Origin of the sequence: Streptomyces sp. NPDC021225 (assembly GCF_044332865.1) — a bacterium.
Classification (GTDB): domain Bacteria; phylum Actinomycetota; class Actinomycetes; order Streptomycetales; family Streptomycetaceae; genus Streptomyces.
The window spans coordinates 1-24023 of record NZ_JBIRPV010000019.1; the positions used below are offsets into that span (position 1 = coordinate 1).

Annotated in this window: 22 protein-coding genes and 1 pseudogene; 10 read left to right on the top strand and 13 right to left on the bottom strand. The window is 71.8% G+C overall.

From position 1 onward, the window contains the following. From ACH4S9_RS43920 to tal, 5 genes are all read right to left on the bottom strand, one after another. A partial coding sequence (locus ACH4S9_RS43920; protein WP_398377161.1) for an NAD(P)-binding domain-containing protein occupies positions 1 to 548 on the bottom strand: 548 nt, incomplete at its 3' end. A 1-nt stretch (position 549) separates the two neighbouring features. Continuing rightward, a complete protein-coding gene (gene pgi, locus ACH4S9_RS43925; RefSeq protein ID WP_311728102.1) occupies positions 550 to 2214 on the bottom strand; it encodes a glucose-6-phosphate isomerase in 1665 nt (554 codons plus the stop codon). Continuing rightward, complete coding sequence (gene opcA / locus ACH4S9_RS43930; RefSeq protein ID WP_311728101.1) at positions 2207 to 3172, bottom strand: glucose-6-phosphate dehydrogenase assembly protein OpcA; 966 nt, start codon at positions 3170 to 3172, stop codon at positions 2207 to 2209. Before opcA ends, pgi begins: the two co-directional genes overlap by 8 nt. Beyond that, positions 3169 to 4710, bottom strand: coding sequence for a glucose-6-phosphate dehydrogenase (zwf, locus tag ACH4S9_RS43935; protein ID WP_311728100.1), 1542 nt, complete (start codon positions 4708 to 4710; stop codon positions 3169 to 3171). The genes opcA and zwf overlap by 4 nt, the downstream gene beginning before the upstream one ends. A 3-nt stretch (positions 4711 to 4713) precedes the next feature. Next, the gene (tal, locus tag ACH4S9_RS43940) at positions 4714 to 5832 is read right to left on the bottom strand and encodes a transaldolase (RefSeq protein ID WP_398377164.1); all 1119 of its coding nucleotides are present in this window, start codon (positions 5830 to 5832) and stop codon (positions 4714 to 4716) included. A 221-nt stretch (positions 5833 to 6053) separates the two neighbouring features. Between tal and ACH4S9_RS43945 the strand changes: the two genes are divergently transcribed. Both ACH4S9_RS43945 and ACH4S9_RS43950 read left to right on the top strand, forming a co-directional pair. Continuing rightward, complete coding sequence (locus tag ACH4S9_RS43945; protein WP_385342868.1) at positions 6054 to 7274, top strand: serpin family protein; 1221 nt, start codon at positions 6054 to 6056, stop codon at positions 7272 to 7274. 59 nt (positions 7275 to 7333) lie between these two features. Next, positions 7334 to 8026 carry a ribonuclease H gene (locus tag ACH4S9_RS43950; RefSeq protein WP_398377165.1) on the top strand — a complete coding sequence of 231 codons (693 nt, stop codon included), beginning with the start codon at positions 7334 to 7336 and terminating at the stop codon, positions 8024 to 8026. A gap of 66 nt (positions 8027 to 8092) precedes the next feature. Here the strand turns inward: ACH4S9_RS43950 and ACH4S9_RS43955 are convergent, their stop codons facing one another. After that, complete coding sequence (locus tag ACH4S9_RS43955) at positions 8093 to 8533, bottom strand: Lrp/AsnC family transcriptional regulator (protein WP_311728096.1); 441 nt, start codon at positions 8531 to 8533, stop codon at positions 8093 to 8095. Positions 8534 to 8761: 228 nt separating this feature from the next. On the opposite strand from ACH4S9_RS43955, the gene ACH4S9_RS43960 reads away from it, so the two are divergent. The 4 genes from ACH4S9_RS43960 to ACH4S9_RS43975 all read left to right on the top strand — a co-directional run bounded on the left by ACH4S9_RS43960 (position 8762) and on the right by ACH4S9_RS43975 (position 14151). Next, entirely contained in the window at positions 8762 to 9901 is a 1140-nt protein-coding gene (locus ACH4S9_RS43960) for an acyl-CoA dehydrogenase family protein (RefSeq protein WP_311728095.1), read from the top strand. Positions 9902 to 9984: 83 nt separating this feature from the next. Beyond that, positions 9985 to 11082 carry a branched-chain amino acid aminotransferase gene (locus ACH4S9_RS43965; RefSeq protein WP_311728094.1) on the top strand — a complete coding sequence of 366 codons (1098 nt, stop codon included), beginning with the start codon at positions 9985 to 9987 and terminating at the stop codon, positions 11080 to 11082. Positions 11083 to 11157: 75 nt separating this feature from the next. Then, positions 11158 to 12216: an NAD(+)/NADH kinase gene (locus ACH4S9_RS43970; RefSeq protein ID WP_311728093.1), complete on the top strand. Its 1059-nt coding sequence runs from the start codon at positions 11158 to 11160 to the stop codon at positions 12214 to 12216. A gap of 84 nt (positions 12217 to 12300) precedes the next feature. Further along, positions 12301 to 14151, top strand: a complete 1851-nt coding sequence (locus tag ACH4S9_RS43975) for a glycoside hydrolase family 15 protein (protein WP_398377168.1) — start codon at positions 12301 to 12303, stop codon at positions 14149 to 14151. Positions 14152 to 14168: 17 nt separating this feature from the next. Here the strand turns inward: ACH4S9_RS43975 and ACH4S9_RS43980 are convergent, their stop codons facing one another. The 4 genes from ACH4S9_RS43980 to ACH4S9_RS43995 all read right to left on the bottom strand — a co-directional run bounded on the left by ACH4S9_RS43980 (position 14169) and on the right by ACH4S9_RS43995 (position 18027). Then, on the bottom strand, positions 14169 to 14462 hold the full coding sequence (locus tag ACH4S9_RS43980; RefSeq protein ID WP_311728091.1) for a hypothetical protein: 294 nt from the start codon (positions 14460 to 14462) through the stop codon (positions 14169 to 14171). Next, positions 14459 to 14743: a hypothetical protein gene (locus ACH4S9_RS43985; protein WP_358845579.1), complete on the bottom strand. Its 285-nt coding sequence runs from the start codon at positions 14741 to 14743 to the stop codon at positions 14459 to 14461. The genes ACH4S9_RS43980 and ACH4S9_RS43985 overlap by 4 nt, the downstream gene beginning before the upstream one ends. A gap of 113 nt (positions 14744 to 14856) precedes the next feature. Beyond that, positions 14857 to 15735 (bottom strand): S1 family peptidase, encoded by an 879-nt coding sequence (locus ACH4S9_RS43990; protein ID WP_311728089.1) that lies wholly within the window; start codon positions 15733 to 15735, stop codon positions 14857 to 14859. A gap of 51 nt (positions 15736 to 15786) precedes the next feature. Then, positions 15787 to 18027 carry an NUDIX domain-containing protein gene (locus tag ACH4S9_RS43995; RefSeq protein ID WP_398377169.1) on the bottom strand — a complete coding sequence of 747 codons (2241 nt, stop codon included), beginning with the start codon at positions 18025 to 18027 and terminating at the stop codon, positions 15787 to 15789. 139 nt (positions 18028 to 18166) lie between these two features. Between ACH4S9_RS43995 and ACH4S9_RS44000 the strand changes: the two are divergent. After that, positions 18167 to 18238, top strand: a pseudogene (locus ACH4S9_RS44000) (kinase); the annotation flags it as partial. Positions 18239 to 18285: 47 nt separating this feature from the next. Here ACH4S9_RS44000 and ACH4S9_RS44005 read toward each other — a convergent pair. Both ACH4S9_RS44005 and ACH4S9_RS44010 read right to left on the bottom strand, forming a co-directional pair. After that, positions 18286 to 18807, bottom strand: coding sequence for a hypothetical protein (locus ACH4S9_RS44005; RefSeq protein WP_311728086.1), 522 nt, complete (start codon positions 18805 to 18807; stop codon positions 18286 to 18288). Positions 18808 to 18893: 86 nt separating this feature from the next. Further along, on the bottom strand, positions 18894 to 19397 hold the full coding sequence (locus ACH4S9_RS44010) for a hypothetical protein (RefSeq protein ID WP_398377170.1): 504 nt from the start codon (positions 19395 to 19397) through the stop codon (positions 18894 to 18896). 147 nt (positions 19398 to 19544) lie between these two features. Between ACH4S9_RS44010 and ACH4S9_RS44015 the strand changes: the two genes are divergently transcribed. Further along, positions 19545 to 20393, top strand: coding sequence for a hypothetical protein (locus ACH4S9_RS44015; RefSeq protein ID WP_398377172.1), 849 nt, complete (start codon positions 19545 to 19547; stop codon positions 20391 to 20393). 97 nt (positions 20394 to 20490) lie between these two features. Next, the gene (locus tag ACH4S9_RS44020) at positions 20491 to 21081 is read left to right on the top strand and encodes a class I SAM-dependent methyltransferase (RefSeq protein WP_385343084.1); all 591 of its coding nucleotides are present in this window, start codon (positions 20491 to 20493) and stop codon (positions 21079 to 21081) included. Positions 21082 to 21159: 78 nt separating this feature from the next. Here ACH4S9_RS44020 and ACH4S9_RS44025 read toward each other — a convergent pair whose 3' ends face one another. After that, a complete protein-coding gene (locus tag ACH4S9_RS44025; RefSeq protein WP_398377173.1) occupies positions 21160 to 21645 on the bottom strand; it encodes a hypothetical protein in 486 nt (161 codons plus the stop codon). 128 nt (positions 21646 to 21773) lie between these two features. Between ACH4S9_RS44025 and ACH4S9_RS44030 the strand changes: the two genes are divergently transcribed. Further along, entirely contained in the window at positions 21774 to 24017 is a 2244-nt protein-coding gene (locus ACH4S9_RS44030; RefSeq protein ID WP_398377175.1) for an MMPL family transporter, read from the top strand. Positions 24018 to 24023: the final 6 nt, after the last annotated feature.

The following is a 24023-nucleotide window of genomic DNA, read 5'->3' on the forward strand; positions in this document are numbered from 1 at the left end:
TCCCAGCCCTCGGCGTAGGCCTGCATCATCGCGTACTCGATGCCGTTGTGGACCATCTTCGCGAAGTGGCCGGCACCGACCTTCCCGGCGTGGACGTAGCCGAAGTCGCCCTCGGGCTTGAGCGCGTCGAAGACGGGCTTGACGACGGCGATGTGCTCGGGATCGCCGCCCACCATCAGGGCGTAACCGTTCTCCAGGCCCCAGACGCCGCCGGAGACGCCCGCGTCGACGAAGCCTATGCCGCGCGTGGCCAGCTCCTCCGCGTGCTTCTCGTCGTCGGTCCAGCGGGAGTTGCCGCCGTCGACCACGATGTCGCCCGGGGACAGAAGGCCGGCGAGCTCGTCGATGACGGCCTGGGTGGGACCGCCGGCGGGGACCATCACCCACACCACGCGCGGGCCTTCGAGCGCGCCGACGAGCTCGGCGAGGCCGGAGACATCGGAGAGGCCGGGGTCGCGGTCGTAGCCGATGACGGTGTGGCCCGCGCGGCGGATGCGCTCGCGCATGTTGCCGCCCATCTTGCCCAGGCCGATGAGTCCAAGCTCCATGTCAGCTGTTCCTTTGCTGTGCTCGCAGCGAGCGGTAGGCGGCGACCAGGGCGGCGGTGGAGGCGTCCAGGCCGGGCACGGCGGCGCCCTCGGTGAGCGCGGGCTCGACCCGCTTGGCCAGGACCTTGCCGAGCTCGACGCCCCACTGGTCGAAGGAGTCGATGTTCCAGATCGCGCCCTGTACGAACACCTTGTGCTCGTACAGCGCGATCAGCTGGCCGAGCACCGAGGGAGTGAGCTCGGCGGCCAGGATCGTGGTGGTGGGCTTGTTGCCGTGGAAGGTGCGGTGCGCCACCTGCTCCTCGGCGATGCCCTCGGCGCGCACCTCCTCCCCGGTCTTGCCGAAGGCCAGCGCCTGGCCCTGGGCGAAGAGGTTGGCCATCAGCAGGTCGTGCTGGGCGGCCAGTTCGGGGCCGAGTTCCGCGACCGGACGGGCGAAGCCGATCAGATCGGCCGGGATCACCTTGGTGCCCTGGTGCAGCAGCTGGTAGTAGGCGTGCTGGCCGTTGGTGCCCGGGGTGCCCCACACGACCGGGCCGGTCTGCCAGCCGACCGGATTGCCCTCGCGGTCCACCGACTTGCCGTTGGACTCCATGTCCAGCTGTTGCAGATACGCGGTGAACTTCGACAGATAATGGCTGTACGGCAGTACCGCGTGCGACTGGGCGTCGAAGAACGCGCCGTACCACACCCCCAGCAGCCCCAGCAGCAGCGGCACGTTGGCCTCGGCGGGGGCGGTGCGGAAGTGCTCGTCGACCAGGTGGAAACCGTCGAGCAGCTCGCGGAACCGCTCCGGGCCGATCGCGATCATCAGCGACAGACCGATGGCGGAGTCGAAGGAGTAGCGGCCGCCGACCCAGTCCCAGAACTCGAACATGTTGGCGGGGTCGATGCCGAACTCCGCCACCTTCTCCGCGTTGGTGGACAGCGCGACGAAGTGCCTGGCCACCGCCTCCTCACCGGCGTCGGCGCCGAGCCCGGCCAGCAGCCAGCCGCGGGCGGAGGTGGCGTTGGTGATGGTCTCGATCGTGGTGAAGGTCTTCGACGCGACGATGAACAGCGTCTCGGCCGGATCCAGGCCCCGCACGGCCTCGTGCAGATCGGCGCCGTCCACATTGGACACGAAGCGGACGTCCAACTCCCGCGCGGAGTACGGGCGCAGCGCGTCGTACGCCATCGCGGGGCCCAGATCCGAGCCGCCGATGCCGATGTTGACGACAGTCCGGATGCGCTTGCCGGTGGCGCCGGTCCACTCGCCCGAGCGGACCCGCCGCGCGAAGGCGGCCATTTTGTCCAGCACCGCGTGCACGGCCGGGACCACGTTCTCGCCGTCGACCTCGATCACCGCGTCGCGCGGGGCGCGCAGCGCGGTGTGCAGCACCGCCCGCTTCTCGGTGACATTGATCTTCTCGCCGCGGAACATCGCGTCCCGCAGCTCCGCGACGCCGCGCGCCTTCGCCAGCTCCCGGAACAGCCGCAGCGTCTCGTCGGTCACCAGGTGCTTGGAGTAGTCGAGGTGCAGGTCCCCGACGCGCAGCACATAGCGGTCGGCGCGCTCGGCGTCGGCCGCGAACAGGTCGCGCAGATGGACCCCCGCGAACTCCTCGCGGTGCTTCGCCAGCGCGGCCCACTCGGGCAGCCGGTCGAGGCGGACGGGGTCAGACATCCTTCTGCTCCTTCTTCGCGGAGACCTTCTCGGCGACCGCAGGGGCCGTGACCCGGGCGCGGAGGGCGGCGGCGTACGCCTCGTCGGGGTCGAGCCGGCGCAGTTCCTCGGCGATCAGCTCGGCGGTGCTGCGCACCTTCAGCGCGAGGGTGCGGGTGGGCTGCCCCGGGATGGACAGCGTGGCCACCGGGCCCTCCGGCCGGTCGATGTGGATCTCTCCGGCGGCGGTGCGCAGCCGGACCGCGGTGACCACCGGGCCGTCCGTGACGACCTGCTCGACGGGCACCTTCAGCCGGTTCGCGAACCAGCGGGCCAGCAGCTCGGCGCTCGGATTGTCCGCCTCGCTCTCCACCACCGCCGAGGTGACCTCCGTGCGGGCCTGGTCCAGCGCGGCCGCGAGCATGGCCCGCCACGGGGTGAGCCGGGTCCAGGCCAGGTCGGTGTCGCCGGGGGCGTACGAGGCGGCGCGGGCGGCCAGTTGTTCCAGCGGCTGCTCGACGGCGTACGTGTCGGTGATCCGCCGCTGCGCGAGCGCGCCCAGCGGGTCCTGTGCGGGCCGGGCCGGGGCGTCGACCGGCCACCAGACCACGACCGGGGCGTCGGGCAGCAGCAGCGGCAGCACCACCGAGTCCGCGTAGTCCGCGAGTTCGCCGTGCAGCCGCAGGACGACGGTCTCGCCGCCTCCGGCGTCACCACCGACGCGCACCTCGGCGTCGAGGCGGGCGCCGCGGCGGTCGCGCGGCGAGCGGCCGGGCCGCTTGATGACCGCCAGGATGCGCGAGGGGTGCTCCCGGGAGGCGTCGGCGGCGGCCTTGAGCGCGTCGTAGTGGTTGCCCTCATCGGTGACGATCACCAGTGTGAGCACCATGCCGACGGCGGGGCTGCCCGCGGCCCGGCGGGCCTCCACCAGGGCCGCGTTGATCTTGCTGGATGTGGTGTTGGTCAGATCGATGTTCATGGCCGGCGCCAGTTCCGTCCGTCTCGTGCGAGCATGTCGTCCGCGGCCTTGGGGCCCCAGGTCCCGGCGGTGTACTGCTCGGGCCTGCCGTGGGTGTCCCAGTAGTCCTCCACGGGGTCGAGGATCTTCCAGGACTCCTCGACCTCCTCGGTGCGCGGGAACAGGTTGGCGTCGCCGAGCAGCACATCGAGGATCAGCCGCTCGTACGCCTCCGGGCTTTCTTCCGTGAACGACTCGCCGTAGGCGAAGTCCATCGTCACGTCCCGGATCTCCATGGAGGTGCCGGGCACCTTGGAGCCGAACCGGACGGTGATGCCCTCGTCCGGCTGCACCCGGATGACCAGGGCGTTCTGACCCAGCTCCTGGGTGTCGGTGGTGTCGAAGGGGGAGTGCGGGGCGCGCTGGAAGACCACCGCGATCTCGGTGACCCGCCGCCCGAGCCGCTTGCCGGTCCGCAGATAGAAGGGCACGCCGGCCCAGCGGCGGTTGTCGACCTCCAGCTTGATGGCCGCGTAGGTGTCGGTCCCGGACGTCGGGGCGATCCCCGCTTCCTCCAGATAGCCCGGCACCAGCTCGCCGCCCTGCCAGCCGGCCGCGTACTGCCCGCGCACCGTGTGCGCGCCGAGGTCGGCGGGGAGCTTGACGGCCCCCAGGACCTTCAGCTTCTCGGTCACCAGCGACTGGGCGTCGAACCCGGCGGGCTCCTCCATCGCGGTCAGCGCGAGGAGCTGGAGGAGGTGGTTCTGGATGACGTCCCGGGCCGCGCCGATGCCGTCGTAGTACCCGGCGCGCCCGCCGATGCCGATGTCCTCGGCCATGGTGATCTGCACATGGTCGACATACGACCGGTTCCAGATCGGCTCGAACATCTGGTTCGCGAAGCGCAGCGCCAGGATGTTCTGGACGGTCTCCTTGCCCAGGTAGTGGTCGATGCGGAACACCTGGTCGGGCGCGAACACCTCGTGGACGACCTGGTTCAGCTCCTCGGCGGAGGCCAGGTCGTGTCCGAAGGGCTTCTCGATGACCGCGCGCCGCCAGGAGCCGCCGGGCGCGTCGGACAGGCCGTGCTTCTTGAGCTGCCGTACGACGGTGGGGAAGAACTTGGGCGGCACGGAGAGGTAGAAGGCGAAGTTGCCGCTGGTGCCGCGCGCCGCGTCGAGCTCGTCGACGGTCTCGCGGAGCGTCCTGAACGCCTTGTCGTCGTCGAACTCACCGGGTACGAACCGCATGCCCTCGGCGAGCTGCCGCCAGACCTCCTCGCGGAACGGCGTCCTGGCGTGCTCCCTGACCGCGTCGTGCACGACCTGGGCGAAGTCCTCGTCCTCCCAGTCGCGGCGGGCGAAGCCCACGAGGGAGAAGCCCGGCGGCAGCAGGCCGCGGTTGGCCAGGTCGTAGACGGCCGGCATCAGCTTCTTGCGCGACAGGTCGCCGGTGACACCGAAGATGACCAGGCCGGACGGGCCCGCGATGCGCGGCAGACGGCGGTCCTCCGGGTCGAGCAGCGGGTTGGTCCACCGGCCGGGTGTGGCGGTCGACATGGCTCAGACCTCCTCGGGCGCCAGGCGCCGGAGCTCGTGTTCGGTGGAGGTGAGCAGGTCCATCCAGGCCTGCTCGAACTTCGCCACGCCCTCGTCCTCCAGCAGCTGGACCACCTCGTCGTACGAGATACCCAGTTCGGCCAGCCGGTCGAGGACGGCCCGGGCCTCCTCGTAGGTGCCGTGGACGGTGTCGCCGGTGATCTCGCCGTGGTCGCCGGTGGCGGCCAGGGTGGCCTCGGGCATGGTGTTGACCGTGTCGGGGGCGACCAGCTCGGTGACGTAGAGGGTGTCGGGAAGGGCGGGGTCCTTGACGCCGGTCGAGGCCCACAGCGGACGCTGCCGGTTGGCACCCGCCTGCTCCAGGGACCGCCACCGGTCGCTGTCGAAGGCCTCCTCGTACGCCTGGTAGGCGAGGCGGGCGTTGGCGAGGGCGGCCCGGCTCTTGAGGGCCCGGGCGGCGTCGGTGCCCAGCGCGTCGAGGCGCTTGTCGATCTCGGTGTCCACGCGGGAGACGAAGAAGGACGCCACCGAGTGGATCCCCGACAGGTCGATCCCCGCCGCCCGGGCCTTCTCCAGGCCCGCCATATAGGCGTCGATCACGGCCCGGTACCGGTCGAGGGAGAAGATCAGCGTGACGTTCACACTGATGCCCGCGCCGATGACCTCGGTGATCGCGGGGAGTCCGGCCTCGGTGGCCGGGATCTTGATCAGGGTGTTGGGGCGGTCGACCAGCCAGGCGAGCTGCTTGGCCTCGGCGACGGTGGCGGCGGTGCGGTGGGCGAGCCGCGGGTCGACCTCGATGGAGACCCGGCCGTCCCGGCCGCCCGTGGACGCGAAGACCGGGCGCAGGATGTCCGCGGCGTCGCGCACATCGGCGGTGGTGACCATGCGGATGGCCTCGTCCACGGTCACCCCGCGGGTGGCCAGATCGCGGAGCTGGTCCTGATAGCCGTCGCCGCCGGAGATCGCCTTCTGGAAGATCGATGGATTGGTGGTGACCCCGACCACATGGTCCCGGTCGATCAGCTCGGCCAGATTCCCGGAGGCGATGCGCTTGCGCGACAGGTCGTCGAGCCAGATCGCTACGCCTTCGTCGGCCAGGCGCTTGAGTGCGTCAGTCATTGTTTTCGGTCCGCTTCTCCCGCAGGATCGCGTGCATGTGGGCCCGATCCCTTTATGTTCAGCTATGAAACAATCACCTGAACGTGAGGCCCTCCGCCCCTATTCCGGGGGCCCGTGTGATCTGGCGCACGGCCCCCTGGGCGGCCCCCAGGAGATCGTTAAGCTGCTCCCGCAAGGCGGTCGCGAGCCGCCGTTCCGCAGCACAGCACACGGGGGAGCACATGGTCACCGAGGACACCACGGCGGTGCGGGCCGTCAACGCGATGACGGCGAACTGGGCCCGGGAGGCCGTGGGCGAGCGCGGCACCGTCCTCACCGCGGCCGGCGTCTGGCCGGCCCTCGCCCTGCTCGCCGACGCCGCCGACGGCACGGCCCGGCGGGAGCTGGAGCGGGCGCTGGGCATCGGCGCGGACTCCGCGCTCGCCCAGGGCCGGCACCTGCTCACCGCGCTGGGCGAGCTGCCGGGCGTCGACTCGGCGCTCGGGCTGTGGACACGTCAGGAACTGCCGCTGCGCCCCGAGTGGCTGAACCGGCTGCCCCTGGACACCCACGGAGCCCTCACCGGCGACGTGGACGCCGACCTCGCGCGGATGAACGCCTGGGCGGCCCGCCACACCGACGGCATGATCGAGAAAATGCCCCCCGTGGTCGACCCGGACACGCTGCTGGTGCTGGCCACCGCCCTGGTCGTACGGACCACCTGGCGCCGGCCCTTCGACCCCTCCCTGACGGCCCCGCGCCACGGCCCCTGGGCCGGGCGCACGCTGGCCGGACTGTCCAGGACCGGCCCGCTGTCCGAGGACATCGGCGTCGCGCACACCCCCGACGGCCCGCTGACCACGCTGCGGGTCGCGGGAGACAACGGCCTGGACGTCCATCTGCTCCTCGGTGCGGAGGGCGCCCCGGGCGGGCAGGTGCTGCACACGGGCGTGGCCGCGCTCGCCGGGACGTACCCGGCCACCGCGGTCGAGGCGCTCCCGCCCGGCACCCCCGCCCCCGGCCTGACCGTCGAGACCGTGCAGAGCTGGGACCAGACGCCCGTACTCCGCGTCACCGCGGTGCCCTTCACCGTGAACGGCGAGCACAATCTGCTCGACCACGCGCCGCTGTTCGGGCTCGGCTCCGCGCGCAACGCCTCGCACGGCCACTTCCCCGGCATCAGCGGGGCGCCGCTGGCGATCTCGGCGGCGCGGCAGAGCGCGACGGCGACCTTCGGCGCCCTCGGCTTCCGGGCCGCCGCCGTCACCGCGCTGGCCGCGGCGCCCGGGGGCGTCCCGATGGCGCCCCCGCACCGGGCCAAGCTGGTCCACGCGCGCTTTGACCGGCCCTTCGGCTTCCTGGCGGTGCACCGGGCGTCCGGCCTGGTCCTCATGGCCGGGTGGGTCGGGGAGCCGGAGGAGTACGGGGCGCCGCCCCGGCCCGGGATGCACATCAGCCGCTGACCACCCGCCGGGGTGCGCGAGGTTCGGGACGCGTCCGCCGGGGTGGCAGTATCGGGGGAATGACAACACGGATCATCGCCGCGTGCGACGGCGCCTCGAAGGGCAACCCCGGGCCCGCGGCCTGGGCATGGGTCATCGCGGGCGCCGACGGCACGGTGGCGCGGTGGGAGGCCGGGCCGCTCGGCACCGCCACCAACAACGTGGCCGAACTGACCGCGCTGCTGCGCCTGTTGGAGGCCACCGACCCGGCCGCGCCGCTCGAGGTGCGGATGGACTCCCAGTACGCGATGAAGGCGGTCACCACCTGGCTGCCGGGATGGCGCAGAAAGGGCTGGAAGACGGCCTCGGGCTCACCGGTGGCCAACCGCGATCTCGTGGTGAGCATCGACGAACTGCTGGGCGGCCGGGACGTGGAGTTCGTCCACGTGGCGGCGCACCAGGTGGGCGGCGACCCGTTCAACGCGGCCGCGGACCAGGCGGCCAGCGACACGGCCCGCACCCAGCAGGCCATCGGCAGCTCCCTCGGCTCGGCCCTGCCCGAGCCACAGGCCCCCACCGGGCCCGCCCGCCCGGCGGGGCGCGGCGGCAAGCAGGCGGCCAAGCGGGGGAGCGGGGCGCGCTCGGGCGGCTCCATCACGGCGAAGTTCCCCGGCCGCTGCCGCTGCGGAGCGCCGTACGCGAAGGGGGAGACCATCAAGAAGAACCCCGACGGCTGGGGCCACCCCGCCTGCGCCATCGCCGCCACCACCTGACCGGGGGCCGGGGGCCGGGCGGCCCCACCCCACGAGCCCGCGGCCCGCGGGGCCGGTAGCGCCTCCTCAGGCGTTTCTCGTCCAGGAGCCCAGCACCATCAGCGTCTTGGTGCCGGTGACCTGCCCCGCGCGGCGCAGCCCGTCGATGGTCTGCTGTAGATGCTCGATGTCCCGCACCCGGACATGAACCAGCGCGTCGGGGTCGCCCGCGATCGTGAAGACCGCCTGGACCTCGGGCACCTTGTACGCCGTGCGGACGATCTCCCCGACGGGGGTGGTGCCCGTGTACGACAGCTCCACGAACGCCTCGATCCCCCAGCCCAGCTTGGCGTGATCGACCTGCACCGTGAAGCCCGTGATCACGCCGCTGTTCCGCATCCGGTCCACCCGGCGCTTGACCGCGGCCACCGACAGCCCCACCTCGGGCGCCATCTCGGAGTAGGTGCGCCGCCCGTCCTCGCGCAGCATCCGCAGCAACTGGCGGTCCACATCGTCGATCTCGGTCATGCCGACCCCCTGCCTCCCGGCCCCTGCCGCGGCCGATAAAACAACCCCTCGCGCGCAATCGAACCTACCTGAGCGGCCCGCTCGTAGAAATGCTTTGCGTCTTCCACCCGACATCTCGCAAGGTCCTTGTGCCCCACGGCACCATATTGACGCCGCACCGAGCTCCTCGATCCCGTCGCCGCCCGACCTCGTTCACCCGCCCGCACGCACGCACCCTGGAGCACCGCCATGCCCGTCGATCGCCTGCTGCCCACCCGGGAGGCCGAGGACCTGCTGGACCTCGTCCGCGACATCGCCGACAAGGAGCTCGCCCCCCGGGTCGACGAACACGAACGCGCCGAAACCTATCCCGAGGGGCTGTTCGCCCTGCTCGGAGAGGCGGGCCTGCTGGGCCTGCCGTACCCGGAGCAGCACGGCGGCGGCGACCAGCCGTACGAGGTCTACCTCCAGGCCCTCGAGGAGCTGGCGGCGCGCTGGGCGGCCGTCGCCGTCGCCGTGAGCGTCCACACCCTCGCCACCTTCCCCCTCCTCACCTTCGGCACCGCCGCTCAGCTCGGCCGCTGGGCCGAGGACACCCTCAGCGGCCGTCTCATCGGCGGCTACAGCCTCTCCGAACCACAGGCCGGCTCGGACGCCGCGGCCCTGACCTGCCGGGCCGACAAGGACGCCGACGGCTACCGGATCAACGGCGCCAAGGCCTGGATCACCCACGGCGGCAAGGCCGGGTTCTACGCCCTCTTCGCCCGCACCGCCCCGGGCGGCGACGGCATCTCCTGCTTCCTCGCCCCCGGCCACGCCGACGGCCTCACCTTCGGCCGGCCCGAGGAGAAGATGGGCCTGCACGCCATCCCCACCACGGCCGCCTACTGGGACGGCGCCCTGCTCGACCCCGACCGGCTCATCGGACGGGAGGGCCAGGGCCTCCAGATCGCCTTCAGCGCCCTGGACTCCGGCCGGCTGGGCATCGCCGCCTGCGCCACCGGGCTGGCCCAGGCCGCCCTGGACGCCGCCGTCGCGTACGCCGGTGAGCGCACCGCCTTCGGCCGCAAGATCATCGACCACCAGGGGCTCGGCTTTCTGCTGGCGGACATGGCCGCCGCCGTCGACTCCGCACGGGCCACCTACCTCGACGCCGCCCGCCGCCGTGACGCGGGACGTCCGTACAGCCGGCAGGCCAGCGTCGCCAAACTCATCGCCACCGACGCCGCCATGAAGGTCACCACCGACGCGGTCCAGGTCTTCGGCGGCTACGGATACACCCGCGACTACCCCGTCGAGCGCTATATGCGCGAAGCGAAGATCATGCAGATATTCGAGGGCACCAACCAGATCCAGCGGCTGGTCATCAGCCGCCGGCTCGCCGACTGACGCGCGACGGCGGGGCCGCCCGCGCGGACCGGACGCTCCGCGCGGACGGCCCCGCCGACCGACCCCGCCTGTGAGGACCGCCCATGACACACCTCGCCTTCGAGCGGCTGCCGCACCCCTCACCCCGCCCCGCCGCCGACCGCCAGGCGATCCTGGCCGACCCCGGCTTCGGCCGCCACTTCACCGATCACATGGTGACCATCGGCTGGACCGCGGACCGCGGCTGGCACGACGCCCGGCTGGGCCCGTACGCCCCACTCGCCATGGACCCGGCCAACATGACGCTGCATTACGGGCAGGCGATCTTCGAAGGGCTCAAGGCCTATCCGCAGCCCGACGACACCGTCGCCCTCTTCCGGCCCGAGGCCAACGCCCGCCGCTTCCAGCACAGCGCCCGCCGGCTGGCCATGCCCGAACTGCCGGTGGACACCTTCGTCCAGGCATGCGAACTGCTGGTCCGCCAGGACCGGGCGTGGGTCCCCCGCGGCGCCGAACGCTCCCTCTACCTGCGACCGTTCATGATCGCCACCGAGAACGCCCTCGGGGTCAAGCCGGCCTCCTCCTACCTCTTCGTGGTCATCGCCTCCCCGGCCGGCGCCTTCTTCCCCGGCGGCGTCGAGCCGGTGTCCGTCTGGGTGACCCAGCGATATGTGCGCGCCGCCCCCGGCGGCACCGGCGCGGCCAAGTGCGCCGGAAACTACGCCGGTTCGCTGATCGCACAGGCCGAGGCCGCGGAACACGGCTGCGACCAGGTCGTGTGGCTCGACGCGCTGGAGCGCCGGTGGATCGAGGAAGTCGGCGTCACCAACCTGTGCTTCGTCCACGGCACCGGCAGCGAGGCCCGCGTCGTCACCCCACGGCTGACCGACACCCTGCTGGCCGGCGTCACCCGCGACTCCCTGCTCACGATCGCGGACGAACTCGGCTACCCGACCCACGAGACCCGCATCAGCCTCCAGGAGTGGCAGGAGGGCTGTGCCGACGGCTCCATCAGCGAGGTCTTCGCCTGCGGCACGGCCGCCGTCATCACTCCCGTCGGCCACGCCCGGACCGAGGACACCGCCTGGACTGTCGCCGACGGACGCCCCGGCCCCGTCTCGATGCGCCTCCGGGAAGCCCTGCTCCAGCGGCAGACCGGCCTGACCGCCGACCCCCACGGCTGGCTGCGCCCCTGCGCCTGACCGCCGTGGTACGCCGTCGGGCCCCGCGCCACCGCGACCTGCGGCACCGACAGGCGCGGGCTACCGTGGGAATCGATGCCTCTGACCCGGCTCGGACTCGTCGTCCACCAGGGCCGTCCCGCCGCCGTCGCGGCGGCGCAGACCGCCCGGGCGTGGTGTGCCGCGCACGATGTCGTGTGCGCCGACATCGACGTGTGGCGGGAAGGGGTGCCCCGGCGCGGCGGCCAGGACGAGGCGGTGGCCGCGGGCCACCCGGGGGCGGTCATGACCTTCGGCGGCGACGGCACCTTCCTCCGCGGGGCGCGGATCGCCGCCAAGGACGGGGCGGCGGTGCTGGGGGTCAACGTGGGCCGGGTCGGCTTCCTCACCGAGATCGCCACCGACCAGGTCGAGGGCGCCCTGGACATCCTCCACCGGGGCCAGGCGGTCATTGAGGAGCGGATGGTGCTCACCCTCCGGGCGTCGCGCCCGCTGGAGACGCCCGTCGGCCTGGAGGAGCCGCTGTGCTACGGGCGCGGCCCCGCGCTGCCCGCCCCCACCGTGCGCCCCGGCGTCGTCACGGAGTCCGGCTGGGGCATCGCCCTGGACGTCACCGCGGTGAACGACGTGGTCTTCGAGAAACTCGCCCGGAACCGGCAGGCGAGCCTGGCCGTGTATCTGGCCGGACAGCTGCTGGCCTGCTACTCGGCCGACGCCGTCATCGTGGCGACCCCCACCGGCTCCACCGCCTACAGCTTCGCCGCCGGAGGCCCCGTCCTGGCCCCCGAGACCGACGCGATCGTCTTCACGCCGGTCGCTCCGCACATGGCCTTCGACCGCACCGTGATCGCCGGGGCCGACGAGATGGTCGCGGTCCGCGTCCTTCCGCACTCCGGGCGCGTGGCCGTCAGCATCGACGGGCAGCTGCGCGGGGTGCTGGACCCCGGCGACTGGATGGCGGCCTACCGGGCCCCGTACCGCCTGCGCCTGGCGCGGCTGGCGCCGCTCCAGTTCTACCGGCTCCTGCGCGGCCGCTTCCAGCTGGCCGACGCCCCCGCGACCGCCGTCGACCAGACCCCGCCCGTCTACCGACCCGGCACCCCGCCCCCCGACGACCTGGCCCATCTGCACCGGCCCTGGCCAATTGCGGGGTGATTTACTCTGTTATAGGAGCATTCGCCGCGCGCTGGCGGAGGCGCTGCTCCGATAGCAGGGAGGCCCGGCACAGGGAGGCCCGGCATGGTGTTCGACATCACCGAATACGGACAGCAGACGGGCTGCCCGACGGCCTCCTCGCGCTATCTGCCGATCGCCGATCACGGACTGATCGGCGACCTGCGCACCGTCGCCCTGGTCGGCACCAACGGCACGATCGACTGGTACTGCTGCCCGCGCTTCGACGCGCCCAGCGTGTTCGGCTCGATCCTCGACGCGGAACGGGGCGGATCCTTCGAGCTGGCCACCGACGTCCCCGCGCGGACCCGCCAGTTCTACTTCCCCGACACCAACGTGCTGATCACCCGCTTCTCCTCCGCCGACGGCGCGGGGGAGATCCAGGACTTCATGCCCGTCGTCGACGAGTCCCGCGACTCCGTCCGGCACCGGCTGATCAGACGGGTGCGCTGCGTACGAGGCACCCTCCCGTTCACCGCGCGGGTGGCGCCCCGCTTCGGCTACGGGGCCGAGCCGCACACCGCGAGCCTCCAGGGCGACCGGGTGCTCTTCGAGTCCCGCTCCCTGTCCCTGGCCCTGACCTCCACCGTGCCGCTGGAGTGCGACGGCCAGGACGTGCGGTCACGCTTCAAACTGCTCGAAGGCGAGTCCGCGGTCTTCGCCCTCGACCGGGTCGGCGACGAGATCGCCCTCCTCGGCTGCGCCCGGCGCGAGGCCGGGGCCGAGTTCGAGGCCACGGTGCGCTTCTGGCGCACATGGCTGAGCGCCTCGCGCTACCACGGACGGTGGCGCGAAATGGTCCAGCGCTCCGCGCTCACCCTCAAACTCCTCACCTACGCGCCCACCGGCGCCATCGTGGCCGCCGCCACCACCAGCCTGCCGGAGGCGATCGGCCGCGAGCGCAACTGGGACTACCGCTACATGTGGGTCCGCGACGCCGCCTTCTGCGTCTACGCCCTGCTCCGCCTGGGCTTCACCTCGGAGGCCGAGGCGTTCATGGGCTTTCTGTCCGAGCACTGCATCATGTGCGAGGACGGCCCCGCCGGGCCCCTTCAGATCATGTACGGCATCGACGGGCGCCGCGAGCTCGCCGAGCGCGAACTGACCCATCTTGAAGGCTACTTGGGGTCGTCCCCGGTCCGGGTGGGAAACGGCGCCGTGAACCAGCTCCAGCTGGACATCTACGGAGCGCTCATCGACTCGGTCTATCTGTACGACAAGTGGGGACACCCCATCAGCAGCGACCACTGGGACGAGGTGGGCTACCTGGTCAACTGGGTCTGCGATCACTGGGACCAGCCCGACGAGGGCATCTGGGAGATCCGCGCCGGACGGCAGAACTTCCTGTACTCGCGCCTCATGTGCTGGGTGGCCATCGAGCGCGCCATACGCGTGGCCAACCGCCGTGGCCTGCCCGCCGACCTTCCGCGCTGGCGGAGCAGCCGCGACGCCATCTACCGGCAGATCATGACACGCGGCTGGTCCCAGCAGCGCGGGGCCTTCGCCCAGCAACTGGACCACGACGCCCTGGACGCCTCGGTGCTGATGATGCCGCTCGCCAAGTTCGTCTCCCCGGTCGACCCCAAGTGGCTCGCGACGCTGGACGCCCTGACGGCGGAGCTCGTCTCCGACTCCCTGGTCTACCGCTACGACCCCTTCCTCAGCTCGGACGGCCTGCCCGGCACCGAGGGCACCTTCTCGATCTGCTCCTTCTGGTACGTCGAGGCCCTCACCCGGGCCGGCCGCCTGGAAGAGGCCCGGCTGGCCTTCGAGAAGATGCTCACCTACTCCAACCACCTGGGCCTGTACGCCGAGGAGATCGGCCCCACCGGCGAACAGCTCGGCAACTTCCCCCAGGCCTTCACCCATCTCTCCCTCATCAGCGCCGCCTTCAACCTCGACCGCGCCCTGGGCTGACCCGCCCCACCGCCCGGTCAGTCGATCCAGACCACGACCGGAATCCGGATCGCCCGGACGTCGTGGTGGACGCTGTACTCGATGATGACGGGCTCGCCCGCGACCTGGATGCTGAACCGCGTGCCGTGGTCGTCCATCGGGTCGCCGGGCGGCTGCCTGAGCCGGTCGAGCGCGCCGCCCGCTTCGAGCGCCAGAGCGGCGATGTAGTTGGCGACCTTCTTGGCCAGATCCGAGGGCATCGCCAAGATGGCGGCGGCCGGAGTCTCCTCGATATAGGCAGCCCAGCCCGGCCGGGGGCGCTCACGGTTCACCCGTGGGCTCCCTCGAGCCGGGTCAGGAGGTCGTCGATGCTGACGAGATTCCGCCCGGCGGCGGCATTCGCGCGGCTGTGCTCGGCGGACGGGGCCTTCGCGAGCATCGCGATCTTCCACCACGAGCGCATCACCGCGGGAACGACGGCCTCCTCGGCGGCCAGGACCTCCCCGTAGAAGCGGGCCCGCTGCTCGCCGCTCAAGGCCTCACCGATGGCGTTGATCGTGTGGGGAATGGCGGCGACCTTGCGGTCGACGGAGTGGTCGGGCTGTGCGCTCATGCGCACCTCCTCGAGGTCGGGGCCAGGGCCTGCCGATGACGGTACCCCGCGGCGCGCCGTCGATGGCACCGCTCGCGGCACCCGGCCCCGACGTCTCCTCCGGCGCGGTCCGGTCAGTAGACGGTGAGGCCGTAGGCGCTCAGCACTTCCTGGATGGGCTGGTAGTAGGTGCTGCCCCCCGTGGCGCAGTCCCCGGTGCCGCCGGACAGAATGCCGATGATCTTGTCGCCCGCGTAGAGCGGGCCACCGCTGTCACCGGGCTCCGCGCAGATGTTGGTCTGGATCAGGCCGTAGACGATGTCACCGCCGCCGTAGTTGACGGTGGCGTTGAGCCCCGTCACCCGGCCGCAGCGGACGCCGGTCGTGGCACCCCGAGTGCAGACCTGCTGGCCGACGTAGGCGGTCGCGGTTCCGGTGATGTCGACGGTGCCGACGGTCCCGGGGTGCGGCACGGCCGTGTTGGCATAGCGGACCACGCCGTAGTCGTCGCCGGGGAAACTGGTCGCGGTCGTCGGGCCGACGGCGGTGGCCAGATCGGAGCCCGTGTACCAGGTCGGCAGGGTGTCGGTGCAGTGGCCGGCCGTGATGAAGTAGTACGTGGAGCCGCTCTGGACATTGACCCCGACCGAGCAGCGCGCGCCCCCGGAGGAATAGACGCCGTCGCCTCCCGAGAGGAAGGTCCGCAGCGTGCCGCCGAGCCGTTCCACGGCCACGGCGCCGCCGAAGCGCTCGGCAGTACGGTCGAGCCTCGCCAGGTCGTCGCCGGAGACGCTGGAGCCGGCGAACACACGCAGCGTCCCGGTGCGTTCGTCCACGGTCCAGGCGGTGCCCGCGACGTCCAGGGACTCGACGGCCGAGGCGGCGGCGGTGGCGGAGGCCGATGAGGGAGCGGCCGCGCTCGTCCCGACCGTGGCGAGGGCAGCCGCGGTGAACAGGCCGGACACCGCGGCGATCAGCCGGAAGCGTCTCCAGGTACGGCGTACGGTCTTCACCCGAACCTCCTTGAGCGGCCGCCGATGCCCGGCGGATGTGGTCCAGCCGCTTCATTGTGCCGTTGGTTCGGCCGATGCGGTACCCAACTCCCCAGCCGCCAAAGGGAGAAGAGGCGTTCGAGGCAGGCGCCACGTCAGCGGATGCGCCCCCGCGCCGCCGTACACCCGCTGGACAGCGGGATCGGCGAGGTCGAGACGGTAGTGGTCCGGTCGGCCGGCCCGGAGCCAGCGGCGGTGGACGCTCTCCACCTCGGCCCAGATGTCCCGGGGGCCCGTGCGCTCGACGCACCAGGAGTCGCCGTCGGAGCGGACGACGACACACGACTCCTCGGCCGGGGCGTACAGGGTCAGCCGGTCGGCGCCGACGACCCGTACCAGACCGGGCACGAGATGGCCGACGGCGAGCCAGAACCCGGCCTCCTCGGGCGGGGCGGGGCGATCGCGGTGAACGGTGACCGGGCCGACGGGCATCCGGTCGGGCGCGACGACCAGGTCCACGCCCAGGCCCGGCCGATACCCCGTGGGGACCGGCCGCAGCACGGCGTCGAGCGCGTCGCCGGTGCGCCGGACCACGGCCTGGGCCGGCCAGCCGACCGCGCCGGTGGTGACCGGCGCCAGCAGCGTCCCGCCGTCGGCCAGCTGCGCCGTCAGGGCGGGCGGCAGACCGCGCGCCGCGAACGACACCAAGATCTTGTCGAAGAGCTCACCGCGACAGCCGTCCAGCCCATCACCCCGCACCACCCTGGGCCGATACCCGAGGGCGGCCAGGCGCGAGCGGGCGGCGGCGGCCTGATGAGGATCGACCTCGATCGTGGTGACCGAGGCGTCACCGAGGATCTCGCACAGCGCGGCCGTCACCAGCCCCGGGCCGGTGCCCGACTCCAGCACCCGGTCCCCGGCCGTCAGGCCCAGCGCCTGAAGGCCCTTGACCACGGCGGCCATGCCGGTGGACATCCCGGTGAACCCGCCGCCCGTGACGATCTGGCCGCGCCGAGGGGCGTCCAGCGGCTCACCGCGGTGCTGGACCATCACCGAGTCCCCGTCGTGGATCCAGGCCAGCCACTCGTCCCGGTCGCGGGGGTCCGCGCCGTCCAGCAGCTGCCAGGCCTTCGGCTGCCCGGCGGCGGTGGGGCGTCGGATGTAGCAGCGGGGGAGCAGGACTTCACGCCGCACCGCGAGCAGGGCCTGTCGGACGCCGGGGTCGGTCAGTACCCCGTCGGCCGTCAGCCGGTCGACCATCGCCGCGCGGGCCTGGGCCGCCCGCTCCTCAACGGCCGCCTCGGCCGACGGGGCGGCCGGCTCGCCCCGCTCCAGGTGGATGACGCCGCCCGCCGCCAGGGCGTCAAGACCGGCCGACACCCGGGCGGCCAGCCGGGCGGGCAACCGCCGCGCGGCCGCACCGCGGTCCAGCCAGTACGCGGCGCGGATCTCCCCGTCCGGGAAGCTCAGTCGCTCGGCCCGGTCGGGACTCAACGGCGGCGCGGCGAAGACCATGCAGGTGAGGGCGCGGCCATGCCGGCCGGCCGCCGCGGAGGTGTCCACCGCCAGCAGCCGCCCGACCGGAACGGTCAGCCCCAGCTCCTCCGCCAGCTCGCGGGCGGCCGCCTGCGCGGGCGACTCGTCGGCCTCGACCATCCCCCCGGGCAGCTCCAAGTGGTCCTTGTAGGTCGGCTCGAGCACCAGGACGCGCCCGGCCGTGTCGGTGACGAGCACGGTGGCCGCCATCATCGGCGCGGGCAGCAGCGCGTAGTGGTCGCGCCGCCGAGGTGGCGGCCGATGGCCGTCGCGCAACACCGCCGTGTGCGAGCCGCGCTCGGCGGCGAGCGCGGCGGCCAGGCGGCGGCGCAGCGGCGGCGGCAGCAGCTCCAGTGCCTTCCCTTCGGGGAGGAATTCGGCCGTACGGATCTCACCGTCCTGTGGGACCAACGCCGTCGGGGCCTGGTCGTCGGGCAGGTGGCCGGCGTAGACGAAGGCCAGAACGGTGCGCCCGTACACCGAGGCGGGGATGCTGTCGACGGCCAGCAGCCGGCCGACGTCCACCCCGAGGCCGAGCTCCTCACCCAGCTCCCGGACCAGCGCGGAAGCCGGTTCCTCGTCCTCGAGCATCCCGCCGGGCAGGTCCCACCCGTCCTTGTACACCGGGTCGACCAGCAGGATCCGCCCCTGGCCGTCGCGGATCAGCGCGTCGGCACAGACGGCCGGGGCCGCGTGCTCGGCCATATAGCGCGCCAGCTGAGGATCCACGAGCGGAGCCCCGGCATCGAGGGAGGAGACCGGAGTGGAATCGGACAAGGACGACCTCCCGCGACGGACAGCGTGACCAGCCCATTGTGAGGTGCGCAAAAGGGCTTCAACAGGGCGCGTTGGCGCGTAACGGCCCGCCCTCGGGCCGCCTCGACGGCCGGCCACCACCGGTAGCGTGACGCGGGTGATGGTGGGCAATGGAGCAACCCGGCTGGTCGTTCTGCGCGGCAACAGCGCCTCGGGCAAGTCGAGTGTCGCGGGATGCTCGACACCGGCCTGAACGCGCTTTTTGAACCGGATGGCCAGTCAGTGGTGGAGCGAGACCTTGAGGACCACGATGACGAGCCCGAGGAGAAGATTGACCGTGCCCGCGAGCATGGTGAGGCGGACTGAGGCGCCTGCCCGGACGGCGGCGAGGCTCGCCCAGCCGACCTGCTCGGCCAGGGCGACGGCGAGCGCCAGCCATGCCGCTCCGGGGACCCCCAGTCCGAGGAGCGGACTGATCGCCACGGCAGCGGCCGGTGGCACGGCCGCCTCGACGATCGGCCGCTCGTCGGCACACACGCGGCGGACCTGCTTCCAGCTCAGCGACTGACGCACCATCCGCGCCCCGAAGAGCCGGGAGAAGACGTGCGCGGCCCAGAACACCACCCCGGTACACAACAGCAGCAAGGCGAGTTCCAGCCGCGGGAACGAGCCGAGCGTTCCGGCGCCGGCCACCACGGAGGCGGCGAGCAGCGAGCCGTAGACGGCGCCGCTGTAGTCGGCATGCGCGGCACCCGTGGGCGGCCGGGGCTGCGAGTCCTGCGGGCTGGTCCGGTGTGTCATGCCTCCAGGGTTGCCGAGCGGACCGCGCTCCGCGTGGTTCCGGCATGCGGCGCCCGGGGGAAAAAGCGCCGACGCGACGTGCGCGCTCAGACATCGGCCTCCGGGAGTTCTTCGGCACAGATCGTGAGGAGTCCGGTCGCCGCGCGTTCGAGCTCGGCGCGTGGCATCGGCTGGCAGTCCAGTGGCGCGCACACTTCGAAGGCGAGGTGGCGCACCGGCGTCTCGCCGAACAGCAGCACCTGAAGGAACTCGGGCCCGCCGGGTTGTTCGCGGCCCATCAGCAGCTCGACCGTCAGCAGGGTGCCCTCCGCGATCTGCCGCGTTCCGGCCTGTGGCTCGCCGCGAACGAGCACGAACTCCGTCTCGTACGGGCCATCGGGCGGGGCTGCCAGCAGCCACCGGGCGAACGCGGCAGCCCGTGCCACGCCACCGCGCAACGGCACGCGTCCGATGAAATACGCGTCGAACCACCACACCCCGTCCAACGTCTTGAGGACGGCCAGCCACATGTCGTCGACGGGCGTGCCGGAATAGTGGTTGCCGCGCCAGGCGAGCCGGAAACCCGGTACGGGTGTGTCGATCGTGTCCACGGATCTATAGTCCCCGGCATGGCGTCACGAGTTCCCCTGTTGTCCACCACGTGTCCGCACGGCTCTGTAGAGGATTTCGATGTTGTCCATGTCTCCGGCCGCCCCCTGGCGGTCTGTGCCTGCGGCCACTCGGCGGCCATGTGGTCCTTGCTCGATGACCGGTGGACCGAACACCAGTTGACGGATGAGGTGGAGGTGACCACGGTCGGCGCCACCGTCGCCGGAGGACGGATCGTGGTCGGTGGCGGAGGGGAACATCAGGGTTTCGCGCAGTGGTATCTCGACAGCGGCGCTGTGCGGGCCTCGGAGCGGGACGACCTGGCCGGCGTGGCCTCGACGACCACGGTGGAGCTTGACGGCCGCACCTGGTTCGCCGGCGGCGGCACGGGCTCGGTGATCCTCCTGTCCGACCCCGTGGAAGAGGTCGACCCTGAAGAAGGCGAGCCGGAGTCCATGGAGCTGTCCCTGTCGGACCACGGCTCGTATGCCGGCGTCGGTGCCGTCGCGGCGGGGAGGCTCGGGGATCGCTCCCTCCTCGTGTCCGGCAGCTGGGACGGCGAGGTGTGGCTGTGGGACCTCCGCGAAGAGGCCCCGGTGATGACGTTCGAAGAGCTCGACAGCGTCGTCGAGGGAGTCGCCGTGGTGTCCGTGGACGGCCGCCCGTGCGTCCTGGCCGCCGGCGGCACGACCCTGCGACTGGGCGACCTCGGCACGGGCCGGTGGGAGGATCCTCTCCCCGTGCCAGGGGGCGACATCAGCTGCATGGACGTCGCGTGGCTGAAGGGCCGCCAGGTGGCCGTGGTCGGCGCCGAGGACGGCACCGTCCACACCTGGGATCTCGAGAACCGGCGCCCGTTGGCAGAGCCCTTCACAGCCCACACCGGCGACAGCCGGCAGCGCCGCATTCCGGCCATCCGCATCATCGAACTGCACGGTCGCCCCGCCTTCGTCACATCGGGCGGCGACGGCCTCCGAGTCTGGCCCCTGGGCGGGTAGTCGACGCGAGGCGGCCCGCTGTCTCCGAGGACTCGGTAGGGTCCGCCGTGTGTCTGCATCCTCGTATCTGAGTGTTACGGCGTCGGCCTACGATGCCATGGCCGTTCCGTATGCCGAATTCGTTCGAAATGAACTCGACGATCTCCCCTTGGATCGCGCGGTACTCGCCGCGTTCGCCGACTCCGTGCGGCCCGACGACGCCGGGCTCGTCGCGGAGCTCGGATGTGGCCCGGGCCGTGTGACGGCGCACCTGCGGAACCTGGGGCTGAACATCTTTGGCGTCGATCTGTCGCCCGTGATGATCGACCTTGCCCGCGAGGCATACCCCGACCTGCGTTTCGAGGTCGGTTCGATGGACGCCCTGGACCTGGCCGACGGTGCGCTGGCCGGCATCGTGTCCTGGTATTCGCTCATCCACACCCCGCCCCGGGAAATACCGTCGTACTTCGAGGAGTTCCGCCGGGTGCTGGCCCCGGGCGGCTACCTCCTGCTCGGCTTCTTCGAGTCCGAGGGCGGCCCGGTGGAGGAGTTCGACCACAAGGTGGCGCCGGCCTATCAGTGGCCGATCGATGAGCTTGCCGGCCTGGCTCGCGCGGCGGAGTTCACCGAAGTCGGCCGGATGCTGCGCGAGCCGCGTGAGGGAGAGAGGCGCCGCAGGGGGCATCTGCTGATGCGCGGCAAGCTGTAGGTCCGGACGCAGTCGGCCGGGCGGGTCCGCGCGGAGGGCCTGCCCGGTCCGGGGCGCGGGACGGCACAAGGCCGGCCATCAGGCCGGGCGGCAGGACGCACAGACGTGGCCGTCGATCGCGGCCGCCAGACCGCGAGCCGCCACCCGCACCGCGGGATCCTCGTCACCGGTCAGCACGCCCGCCGTGCTCCTTCCGTCGAGCACGGCACGGTGAGCCGCGTGCTGGACCTCGATCTGGGCAGCGTTCGCGTGTTCGAGGATCGCCTGAAGCAGTTCGATCACCCCAGGCCGATCGGTGACGCCATCGGCCACCGCGAGATCCCACAGGAACGGAACCGCCGCGACGGTCGCGTCGAAGACCGCCAGCTCACCCAGCCACAGGCCGAGATCGCTCAGCGCCTCAGCGCTCGTCCTGGCGTCACCCCACGCCACCCGCGACAGCCGGCCCGGAACGTCTTCCGCGGATCCGTACGCATGTGTCAACTCATGCCACCGAACGCGGTGCATCCCCTTGAGGATCGTCCCCATCACACTCCCGACCCCAGCGCTGTCCGGGCCGGTCAACGTATCAGCCACCGACGACGAGCGATCCCGGTCGGCTGCCGGGGACCCGTGATGTCACATCCGGGGCGGCCCGGTCCGTCCAGAGGGCGGTAGTGCTCCACATACCGAGTTCTGGAAAGGACAGAAAAATGTTTGACGGACTGGCCGGACTGGTCATCCGGCGCCGAGTGGCGGTTCTCGTCGTCAGTCTTCTGCTCGCCGTGGCCGGGGGAGCGGCGAGTACCACCCTCTTCGGCAAATTGGCCGCCGGAGGGTTCGACGACCCGAACTCGGAGTCCGGGCGCGCTGTCAGGACGCTCTCGAGCACATTTGGCCAAGGTCAGCCCAACCTCACCGTGCTCGTCGCCGTCGACGGCAGTGTGGACGATCCCGCCGTCGAGGCCACGGCCGGCAAGCTCACCCGGGAGCTGAGCGAGGAGCCCGGAGTCGAGAACGTCACCTCCTATTGGGCGGCGGGCAAACCGCCCCGGATGAAGAGCCGAAAGGGCGACAAGGCCCTGATCACCGGCATGGTGACCGGCGATGATTCCACGGCGCAGAAGCGCGTGGCCGAGCTGGCCGATGCCTATGAGGGCGAGCGAGCCGGTCTCGACGTGACGTTCGGCGGCAATACGAAGTTCCAGGTCGAGTTTCTGGAGCAGGGGCAGAAGGACGCCCAGACCGGCGAGGCCATCGCCATCCCCCTCACCCTGGTCGTGCTGGTCTTCGTCTTCGGAAGCCTGATGGCCGCCGCCCTGCCGCTGATCGTCGCCATTGTCGCCATGGCGCTCTCCATGGGGCTGATGTGGATCCTGGCCGAGGTGACAACCATCGGGGCCCTCTCCGCGAGCATCGTGACCCTGCTGGGGCTGGGGCTCGCGATCGACTACAGCCTGCTCTTCGTCAACCGCTACCGGGAGGAGCTGGCCTCCGGGAAACAGACCGAGGAGGCGCTGCGGGCGACGATGGCGTCGGCCGGCCGGACGGTGCTCTTCTCGACGCTCACGGTCGCGGTGGCCTCCAGCACCATGGTGTGGTTCCCGCTCATGGCCGTGCGGTCCATGGGCTATGCGGGTGTGCTGACCGCGGTGGTGTCCGGCGCGGCCGCGCTGCTCGTGCTTCCCGCGGTGCTCGTCATCCTGGGTGACCGGATCGAGCGCGGCCGGGTCTTCGGCCGCAAGAAGCGCGCCGCCGGGGCCGCGGACGGTGAGGGTGCCGCCGCCTCGAACGGCTTCTGGCACCGCCTGGCGACACTGGTGATGCGGCGTCCCCTGCCGATCGCCACGATGGCCACGCTCTTTCTGCTGCTGCTCGGCGCGCCGTTCCTCGGTATCAACATCGGCATGCCGGACGAGCGCGTGATGCCGGAGTCGTCATCCGCTCGCCAGGTCGCGACCGCCGTCAAGGAGGACTTCGTCGGCAGCGGACAGAACGCGCTGGTGGTCGTCGCGCCCGAGAGCGGATCGGACGGGAAGGCCGTCGAGGGGTACGCGAAGCGGTTGTCGTCGCTGCCCGGTGTTGCCGCGGTGCGCACATCCACCGGCGGCTACGCGGAAGGAGCCCTTGTCACGCCCCCGGACGAGCGGTCACGAGGCTTCGCGGCCAAGGGCGCCGTCTACTTCTCGGTGACACCGGCGTCGGACAGCCCGGACGAGGCACGGCAGCTCGTCGGCGAGATCAGGGACACCGAGGCGCCGTTCGAGGTCCTGGTGGGCGGCATGGCGGCGACCAACAAGGACGCGTCGGCCGCCTTGATGGAGTCGCTGCCGTACGCGCTGGGCACGCTGATGCTCGCGATGCTGGTGCTGCTGTTCCTGGTCACCGGAAGTGTCCTGCTGCCCTTCCTGGCCGTGGTGCTCAGCCTGCTCAGCCTGACGGCGACGTTCGGCGCCCTGGTGTGGGTGTTCCAGGACGGCCATCTGGCCGGGCTGTTCGGCGACTTCACTACGACCGGCAACATCGCGGCGACGATCCCGGTGATCCTCTTCGGCCTCGCCTTCGGCCTGGCCATGGACTACCAGGTGTTCCTGCTGTCCCGCATGCGGGAGGAGTACGAGCTGACGGGTTCCCCGACGAAGGCCGTGACCCACGCTCTGGAGCGCACGGGGCGGATCGTGACCGCCGCCGCCGTGGCCATCTCGATCGTCTTCCTCGCGTTCACGGCGTCGGACATCTCCCTGGTGAAGGCGTACGGCGTCGGGCTGCCGCTCGCCGTCCTGATGGACGCGACACTCATCCGCGGTGTGCTGCTCCCCGCCGCGATGCGACTGGGCGGCAAGGCCACGTGGTGGGCGCCCCCGGGGCTACAGCGGCTGTACACCCGCTTCGGCCTGCGGGAGGAGGCGAACCCGCAGTCGCAGCGGAAGGAGCGCGAGCGGACGCCGACCGGCTGACCGCCG

What these genes read in the sequence shown, in the direction of transcription:
- pgi (WP_311728102.1), bottom strand. Translation starts at nt 2,214, where the DNA reads ATGTCTGACCCCGTCCGCCTCGACCGGCTGCCCGAGTGGGCCGCGCTG.
- opcA (WP_311728101.1), bottom strand. Translation starts at nt 3,172, where the DNA reads ATGAACATCGATCTGACCAACACCACATCCAGCAAGATCAACGCGGCC.
- zwf (WP_311728100.1), bottom strand. Translation starts at nt 4,710, where the DNA reads ATGTCGACCGCCACACCCGGCCGGTGGACCAACCCGCTGCTCGACCCG.
- tal (WP_398377164.1), bottom strand. Translation starts at nt 5,832, where the DNA reads ATGACTGACGCACTCAAGCGCCTGGCCGACGAAGGCGTAGCGATCTGG.
- ACH4S9_RS43945 (WP_385342868.1), top strand. Translation starts at nt 6,054, where the DNA reads ATGGTCACCGAGGACACCACGGCGGTGCGGGCCGTCAACGCGATGACG.
- ACH4S9_RS43950 (WP_398377165.1), top strand. Translation starts at nt 7,334, where the DNA reads ATGACAACACGGATCATCGCCGCGTGCGACGGCGCCTCGAAGGGCAAC.
- ACH4S9_RS43955 (WP_311728096.1), bottom strand. Translation starts at nt 8,533, where the DNA reads ATGACCGAGATCGACGATGTGGACCGCCAGTTGCTGCGGATGCTGCGC.
- ACH4S9_RS43960 (WP_311728095.1), top strand. Translation starts at nt 8,762, where the DNA reads ATGCCCGTCGATCGCCTGCTGCCCACCCGGGAGGCCGAGGACCTGCTG.
- ACH4S9_RS43965 (WP_311728094.1), top strand. Translation starts at nt 9,985, where the DNA reads ATGACACACCTCGCCTTCGAGCGGCTGCCGCACCCCTCACCCCGCCCC.
- ACH4S9_RS43970 (WP_311728093.1), top strand. Translation starts at nt 11,158, where the DNA reads ATGCCTCTGACCCGGCTCGGACTCGTCGTCCACCAGGGCCGTCCCGCC.
- ACH4S9_RS43975 (WP_398377168.1), top strand. Translation starts at nt 12,301, where the DNA reads ATGGTGTTCGACATCACCGAATACGGACAGCAGACGGGCTGCCCGACG.
- ACH4S9_RS43985 (WP_358845579.1), bottom strand. Translation starts at nt 14,743, where the DNA reads ATGAGCGCACAGCCCGACCACTCCGTCGACCGCAAGGTCGCCGCCATT.
- ACH4S9_RS44005 (WP_311728086.1), bottom strand. Translation starts at nt 18,807, where the DNA reads ATGACACACCGGACCAGCCCGCAGGACTCGCAGCCCCGGCCGCCCACG.
- ACH4S9_RS44020 (WP_385343084.1), top strand. Translation starts at nt 20,491, where the DNA reads ATGGCCGTTCCGTATGCCGAATTCGTTCGAAATGAACTCGACGATCTC.
- ACH4S9_RS44030 (WP_398377175.1), top strand. Translation starts at nt 21,774, where the DNA reads ATGTTTGACGGACTGGCCGGACTGGTCATCCGGCGCCGAGTGGCGGTT.